Origin of the sequence: Bacillus sp. B.PNR1 (assembly GCF_030386235.1) — a bacterium.
Classification (GTDB): Bacteria; Bacillota; Bacilli; order Bacillales; family Bacillaceae; genus Bacillus; species Bacillus stercoris.
This window is the reverse complement of the sequence record NZ_JANYMN010000008.1, coordinates 1-2956: the sequence shown is the minus strand read 5'-3', so window position 1 is coordinate 2956 and position 2956 is coordinate 1. Positions and strand designations below refer to the sequence as shown.

General features: G+C 53.6%; 1 rRNA gene. It reads left to right on the top strand.

Annotated elements, in window-relative coordinates:
• Positions 1 to 27: 27 nt before the first annotated feature.
• Positions 28 to 2955 (top strand): 23S ribosomal RNA (locus NZD81_RS21170).
• Position 2956 lies beyond the last annotated feature (1 nt).

Here is a 2956-nt window from a genome sequence, read left to right as displayed (position 1 = left end):
AGATATCACATAGTGATTCTTTTTAACGGTTAAGTTAGAAAGGGCGCACGGTGGATGCCTTGGCACTAGGAGCCGATGAAGGACGGGACGAACACCGATATGCTTCGGGGAGCTGTAAGCAAGCTTTGATCCGGAGATTTCCGAATGGGGAAACCCACCACTCGTAATGGAGTGGTATCCATATCTGAATTCATAGGATATGAGAAGGCAGACCCGGGGAACTGAAACATCTAAGTACCCGGAGGAAGAGAAAGCAAATGCGATTCCCTGAGTAGCGGCGAGCGAAACGGGATTAGCCCAAACCAAGAGGCTTGCCTCTTGGGGTTGTAGGACACTCTGTACGGAGTTACAAAAGAACGAGGTAGATGAAGAGGTCTGGAAAGGCCCGCCATAGGAGGTAACAGCCCTGTAGTCAAAACTTCGTTCTCTCCTGAGTGGATCCTGAGTACGGCGGAACACGTGAAATTCCGTCGGAATCCGGGAGGACCATCTCCCAAGGCTAAATACTCCCTAGTGACCGATAGTGAACCAGTACCGTGAGGGAAAGGTGAAAAGCACCCCGGAAGGGGAGTGAAAGAGATCCTGAAACCGTGTGCCTACAAGTAGTCAGAGCCCGTTAACGGGTGATGGCGTGCCTTTTGTAGAATGAACCGGCGAGTTACGATCCCGTGCAAGGTTAAGCAGAAGATGCGGAGCCGCAGCGAAAGCGAGTCTGAATAGGGCGCATGAGTACGTGGTCGTAGACCCGAAACCAGGTGATCTACCCATGTCCAGGGTGAAGTTCAGGTAACACTGAATGGAGGCCCGAACCCACGCACGTTGAAAAGTGCGGGGATGAGGTGTGGGTAGGGGTGAAATGCCAATCGAACCTGGAGATAGCTGGTTCTCTCCGAAATAGCTTTAGGGCTAGCCTCAAGGTAAGAGTCTTGGAGGTAGAGCACTGATTGGACTAGGGGCCCCTACCGGGTTACCGAATTCAGTCAAACTCCGAATGCCAATGACTTATCCTTGGGAGTCAGACTGCGAGTGATAAGATCCGTAGTCGAAAGGGAAACAGCCCAGACCGCCAGCTAAGGTCCCAAAGTATACGTTAAGTGGAAAAGGATGTGGAGTTGCTTAGACAACCAGGATGTTGGCTTAGAAGCAGCCACCATTTAAAGAGTGCGTAATAGCTCACTGGTCGAGTGACTCTGCGCCGAAAATGTACCGGGGCTAAACGTATCACCGAAGCTGCGGACTGTTCTTCGAACAGTGGTAGGAGAGCGTTCTAAGGGCTGTGAAGCCAGACCGGAAGGACTGGTGGAGCGCTTAGAAGTGAGAATGCCGGTATGAGTAGCGAAAGAGGGGTGAGAATCCCCTCCACCGAATGCCTAAGGTTTCCTGAGGAAGGCTCGTCCGCTCAGGGTTAGTCGGGACCTAAGCCGAGGCCGAAAGGCGTAGGCGATGGACAACAGGTTGATATTCCTGTACCACCTCCTCACCATTTGAGCAATGGGGGGACGCAGGAGGATAGGGTAAGCGCGGTATTGGATATCCGCGTCCAAGCAGTTAGGCTGGGAAATAGGCAAATCCGTTTCCCATAAGGCTGAGCTGTGATGGCGAGCGAAATATAGTAGCGAAGTTCCTGATTCCACACTGCCAAGAAAAGCCTCTAGCGAGGTGAGAGGTGCCCGTACCGCAAACCGACACAGGTAGGCGAGGAGAGAATCCTAAGGTGATCGAGAGAACTCTCGTTAAGGAACTCGGCAAAATGACCCCGTAACTTCGGGAGAAGGGGTGCTCTGTTAGGGTGCAAGCCCGAGAGAGCCGCAGTGAATAGGCCCAGGCGACTGTTTAGCAAAAACACAGGTCTCTGCGAAGCCGTAAGGCGAAGTATAGGGGCTGACGCCTGCCCGGTGCTGGAAGGTTAAGAGGAGCGCTTAGCGTAAGCGAAGGTGCGAATTGAAGCCCCAGTAAACGGCGGCCGTAACTATAACGGTCCTAAGGTAGCGAAATTCCTTGTCGGGTAAGTTCCGACCCGCACGAAAGGCGCAACGATCTGGGCACTGTCTCAACGAGAGACTCGGTGAAATTATAGTACCTGTGAAGATGCAGGTTACCCGCGACAGGACGGAAAGACCCCGTGGAGCTTTACTGCAGCCTGATATTGAATGTTGGTACAGCTTGTACAGGATAGGTAGGAGCCTTGGAAACCGGAGCGCCAGCTTCGGTGGAGGCATCGGTGGGATACTACCCTGGCTGTATTGACCTTCTAACCCGCCGCCCTTATCGGGCGGGGAGACAGTGTCAGGTGGGCAGTTTGACTGGGGCGGTCGCCTCCTAAAAGGTAACGGAGGCGCCCAAAGGTTCCCTCAGAATGGTTGGAAATCATTCGCAGAGTGTAAAGGCACAAGGGAGCTTGACTGCGAGACCTACAAGTCGAGCAGGGACGAAAGTCGGGCTTAGTGATCCGGTGGTTCCGCATGGAAGGGCCATCGCTCAACGGATAAAAGCTACCCCGGGGATAACAGGCTTATCTCCCCCAAGAGTCCACATCGACGGGGAGGTTTGGCACCTCGATGTCGGCTCATCGCATCCTGGGGCTGTAGTCGGTCCCAAGGGTTGGGCTGTTCGCCCATTAAAGCGGTACGCGAGCTGGGTTCAGAACGTCGTGAGACAGTTCGGTCCCTATCCGTCGCGGGCGCAGGAAATTTGAGAGGAGCTGTCCTTAGTACGAGAGGACCGGGATGGACGCACCGCTGGTGTACCAGTTGTTCTGCCAAGGGCATCGCTGGGTAGCTATGTGCGGACGGGATAAGTGCTGAAAGCATCTAAGCATGAAGCCCCCCTCAAGATGAGATTTCCCATTCCGCAAGGAAGTAAGATCCCTGAAAGATGATCAGGTTGATAGGTCTGAGGTGGAAGTGTGGCGACACATGGAGCTGACAGATACTAATCGATCGAGGACTTAACCACA